General features: G+C 57.5%; 3 protein-coding genes and 1 pseudogene. All 4 read right to left on the reverse strand.

Features of this window, described 5'->3' with window-relative positions:
- Window positions 1–1,582 (reverse strand): AAA family ATPase (locus tag OQK_RS31375; RefSeq protein WP_038861014.1); only part of this gene is annotated, 1,582 nt, incomplete at its 3' end.
- Window positions 1,583–1,819: 237 nt separating this feature from the next.
- A pseudogene (locus OQK_RS29355) lies at window positions 1,820–2,114 on the reverse strand (DUF6124 family protein); the annotation flags it as partial.
- 532 nt (window positions 2,115–2,646) lie between these two features.
- Window positions 2,647–2,976, reverse strand: a complete 330-nt coding sequence (locus OQK_RS29985; RefSeq protein WP_123444242.1) for a hypothetical protein — start codon at window positions 2,974–2,976, stop codon at window positions 2,647–2,649.
- A 663-nt stretch (window positions 2,977–3,639) separates the two neighbouring features.
- Window positions 3,640–4,928, reverse strand: a 1,289-nt coding sequence (locus tag OQK_RS16525; RefSeq protein WP_038861015.1) for an outer membrane protein assembly factor BamB family protein, incomplete at its 5' end; no start/stop codon positions are given.

Here is a 4,928-nt window from a genome sequence, read left to right on the forward strand (position 1 = left end):
AGCCGGACAGGCGAATCACTTCCATCCGGTCCAGCAACGGGCCGGGGATCGAGTCGAGGGTGTTGGCGGTGCAGACGAACAGCACCTTCGACAGATCCATGCGCAGGTCGAGGTAGTGGTCGAGGAATTCAACGTTCTGCTCAGGATCGAGAGTTTCCAGCAGCGCCGAGGCCGGGTCGCCCTGGTAGCTCTGGCCCATCTTGTCGATCTCGTCGAGCATGATCACCGGGTTCATCACTTCGACGTCTTTTAACGCTTGCACCAGTTTGCCCGGCTGCGCGCCGATGTAGGTGCGGCGGTGGCCCTTGATCTCGGCTTCGTCGCGCATGCCGCCGACGCTGAAGCGGTAGAACGGCCGGCCGAGGGATTCGGCGATGGATTTGCCAACGCTGGTCTTACCCACGCCTGGCGGGCCGACCAGCAACACGATCGAGCCGCTGATTTCGCCTTTATAGGCACCAACGGCGAGGAATTCGAGGATGCGATCCTTGATGTCGTCCAGACCGGCGTGATGCTTGTCGAGGATTTTGCGCGCGTGCTTGAGGTCGAGTTTGTCCTCGCCGTACACGCCCCACGGCACCGATGTTGCCCAGTCCAGATAATTGCGCGTGACGGCGTATTCCGGCGAGCCGGTTTCGAGGATCGACAGTTTGTGGGTTTCTTCCTCGAGGCGTTTCTGCACCTGCGCCGGCAGGGTTTTGCCTTCGAGGCGCTGCTGGAACTGTTCGAGGTCGGCGCTTCGGTCGTCCTTGGTCAGGCCGAGTTCCTGCTGGATGACCTTGAGCTGTTCCTTGAGGAAAAACTCACGCTGATGCTCGCCGATCTTGCGGTTAACTTCAGCGGAAATCTCTTTTTGCAGGCGCGCGACTTCGACTTCCTTGCGCAGCATCGGCAGGACTTTCTCCATGCGCTTGAGCATCGGCACGCAGTCGAGCACTTCTTGCAGCTCGGGACCGGTCGCCGAGGTCAGCGCGGCGGCGAAGTCGGTCAGCGGCGACGGGTCGTTGGGGCTGAAGCGGTTGAGGTAGTTCTTCAGTTCTTCGCTGTACAGCGGGTTGAGCGGCAACAGCTCCTTGATCGCATTGATCAGTGCCATGCCGTAAGCCTTGACCTCGTCGGTCGGCTCGGTGGGCTGGTGCGGGTATTCGACTTCGACGAGGTACGGCGGGCGATGGTGTTTGAGCCAGGTCTTGATGCGCACACGGCTCAGGCCCTGGGCGACGAATTGCAGTTTGCCGTTTTCGCGGCTGGCGTGGTGAACCTTGACCAGCGTGCCGTATTCGGGGAGGGCGCCGGTGTCGAAATGGCGCGGGTCTTCCTGGGGCGTGTCCATGAAGAACAGGGCCAGGGAATGGTGTTCGGACTTGCTGACCAGTTCGAGGGTTTCGGCCCACGGCTCTTCATTGACGATGACCGGCAGGACCTGGGCCGGGAAGAACGGACGGTTGTGGATCGGGATGATGTAGACCTTGTCCGGCAGGTTTTGCCCGGGCAGCGCCAGGCCGGTGCCGGAGGAGGTGTGTTCGATGTGGTCGGTTTCGTAATCGTCGTGGTTGTCCGGGCGATCTTGCTGGTCGGTCATGGGGCACCTGCGCAATGGGGTATGGGGTGTTAGATGGGGCAGGGGTGGGGTGGTTTCAATGGGGCGGGTGTGTTTCTGGTTGTGTGTTTGGGGCTGGATAGTTTTTGACCTTGGTGGCCTCTGGGCCGGTGGCGAGATTCTTCAGCTCGGCATGGGAAGCCTATTGGAATCTAACAATGTCTTTGCATAAATAGCGAAAAACGCTAGTGCTGGTTAGCTTTAACTATTAAATGGTGGCTGGATCGCAAGGATGGTATGTCGCTGTGGGCTGTCGACGTATGCCGCGATGTCGCTGGTCATGACATTGGCCGAGGCCAGGGATTCGCAGGCGTGGGCAAGCAGGCTTTCGTTGTTTTGGTCTGGAGTGACCTGGAACATGGTGCTGGGTTTGTGGGCCTTGTCGGCGTTGGCGGGTGGTTTCAGGTAGTGGTCCTGCGCACGGTCGGCGGCGTCGTGGCGTTTTTTTTGAGTCGGGGGATTGGTAGGGGGAAGTGCTTTCGGTTTCGGGGGGATTGGGTGTTGGTTTGAACATGGTGGCGCGCCGAATGAGAAATGGAGCTGCCTTGCTTGCTCGCCGCGACGCAATGCAAGGAGGCAGCTGTACGCAGGTTCGCGGACCGAGCCATTCGGAAAACCCGGCATACCCGAGGGTATCCCGCGCACAGCCACCATCAAACCAAGCGGCAAGCGCTTGGGCCGGCGATTATGCATCAAATCGAATGAACTGCTCGGGCCGCGACCCCCGTTCGCTGAATTTGCAGCGACCCCAGAGCCTATCCAGCCGATTTCCGAGGCACAACCGACGCGACTTGTCGGAAAACTCCGCGCCACTTTCAACGTCTGTAGGACAAGCACCTTTCCCAAAGAGCAAACACTTTTCAACCTGTGGGAGCTAGCCTGCTAGCGATGGGGCACTTTCAGTAAACACAGATGTTGAATGTCAGGCCGCAATCGCTAGCAGGCTAGCTCCCACAGGAGATTCGCCATTTTAAGCAAATTATTTGGCACTAACCGGCCGGCATCACCAGCTATGGGATTGCTTGTCCAAATAAGTCGTAGTGCAGTTATTTTCTAAAGCCCGCTGGAGAGTAATAGTTACACGCAACAACTTCAGATGATTCATAGGGAACTGATGTGACTGGTCCATTTGCTTCGCAAATATCAAGAATTTTTCTAAATAACTCCCCTGGTGCATAGGCTCGCCAGTACATGTCCTTCTTCGTATTTGCTTCGCAACTATATTCGCCAGGCGTCACTCCGATAGTCTTCAGCTCACTCAGCGCTTTATTGCAATTGTTTGCCTTGTCTGTAAGTACGTCGGCTTTAACAATTGAGGCAGTCAGCGCCATAATGGTTACCAAGAGCGCAGCGCCCCTGTTTCTTATATTGTTCATGATTGATCTCCTTGAATATTTAATGCGGCTTCCGGAACCAGGGCTCAGGAGGTGCGCAGTTACTTTTCTGGCAACAAGTACTATTAATGCGACTGCATCCTCATCTTTTTTTGAAATGGGTCGCTACTGTCATAGTTGACAGTTTTTTAGCCCGTTTTTGCTGGGTTTTGATCGGGTTTATGCTCTTTGGGTTTTAATGCGGAAGGGGCACTGTTTCCTGAGTCGTTAATATTCCGCTTCGGATTAGTCTTTATCTCGAATGCGTATTGAATACCTGTCAACTCTGACAGTTGACGGTTTTTATAACGTTGTACGACATTGGTAGGGCGATTTCTCACACTAGGGAAGTGCGCAAAATCAAGGAGATAAACTATGAGTTACCCTATTACGACAACCTATCGAGGCTGGACCATCTTGGAACATGATCCTGCCAACTCAGGCTACCGTTTCCAGATTGTCTACTCCGGTGGGAAACCTGGCGGTCTGTTTGCATCGTTGGCGGATGTACAACAGTCAATCAAAGCTCAAATAGCCGCGAGCAAAAGAGGATAGCCTTCATTGGTGCCATATGCTCTGCCGTGGATGGAGTATTTTGGGCGCTCCTCTATGTAAAAAGGCGCCACCCTTCACAAGGTGGCGCCTTTGTTTTACCGCCGTTAAATCTTATTCCGGCAGCTTGTACGCAATGATGTAGTCACCCATCTTGGTGCCCAGCGAGCCGTGACCGCCAACAACGAGCAGCACGTATTGCTTGCCGTCCTTGCCGGTGTAGGTCATCGGAGTCGCTTGGCCGCCTGCTGGCAGGCGCGATTTCCACAGTTCTTTACCGGTATTCACGTCATAGGCGCGCAGGTACTGGTCGAGGGTGCCGCTGAGGAAGCCGACGCCGCCGGCAGTAACCATCGAACCGCCCATGCTCGGTACGCCGAGGGTGAAGCCGATCGGGATTGGCGAGCTGTCGCGGCTGGTGCCGTTCTTGCGTTTCCACACGACTTTGCCGGTGGTCAGGTCGATACCGGCGACGTAGCCCCAGGCCGGGGCCTGGCACGGTACGCCCAGTGGCGACATGAACGGGTGCATGATCACCGCGTATGGCGCGCCAGTGTTTGGCTGCACGCCCGAGGTTTCGCTCTCGCGCTTGCTGCCGGCTTCGACTTGCTCGCGTGGCACCATTTTCGAGACGAAGGCCATGTAGTTCGGGCTGGTGAACAGCAGCTGGCGAACCGGATCGACCGAGACGCCGCCCCAGTTGAACACGCCGACGTTACCCGGATAGATCAGGCTGCCCTGTTCCGATGGCGGGGTGTACTGGCCCTCGTAACGCAGTTCCTTGAACTGGATGCGGCACAGCATCTGGTCGAACGGGCTGGCGCCCCACATGGCTTTTTCGGTCAGTTCCGGGGCCAGCAGGTTGAGGTCCGAACGGGCCTGGGTCGGTGCGGTGTGGTCGCCTTTGACAGCGCCTTGCGGTACCGGGATTTCCTTGATCGGAATGATCGGCGTGCCGTCACGACGGTCGAGGACGTACAGGCTGCCCTGTTTGGTCGGGGCGATCAGCGCAGGTTTCACGCCGTCGGCGGTTTTCATGTCGAGCAGGGTAGGCTGGCTACCCACGTCCATGTCCCACAGGTCATGGTGGGTGAACTGGTAATTCCAGCGCACTTTACCGGTGGCCAGGTCCAGGGCGACGAGGCCGGCGCTGAATTTCTCGGCGCCCGGGGTGCGGTTGCCGCCCCATTGGTCAGGGGTCTGGTTGCCCAGTGGAAGGTAAACCATGCCGAGTTTTTCATCGACGCTGGCCAGCGACCACATGTTCGCCGAGTTGCGGCTGTAGGTTTCGCCCGGGGCCAGAGGCTCGGTGGCGTCCGGCTTGTCGCTGTCCCAGTTCCACACCAGGTGACCGTCGCGCACGTCGAAGGCGCGGATCACGCCCGATGGCTCGTTGGTCGATT

It is taken from the genome of Pseudomonas sp. R62, from assembly GCF_000257605.1.
In the GTDB taxonomy this organism is placed as follows: domain Bacteria; phylum Pseudomonadota; class Gammaproteobacteria; order Pseudomonadales; family Pseudomonadaceae; genus Aquipseudomonas; species Aquipseudomonas atacamensis.

Coding starts and splice junctions, on each gene's coding strand:
- OQK_RS29985 (WP_123444242.1), bottom strand. CDS start 2,976: ATGAACAATATAAGAAACAGGGGCGCTGCGCTCTTGGTAACCATTATG.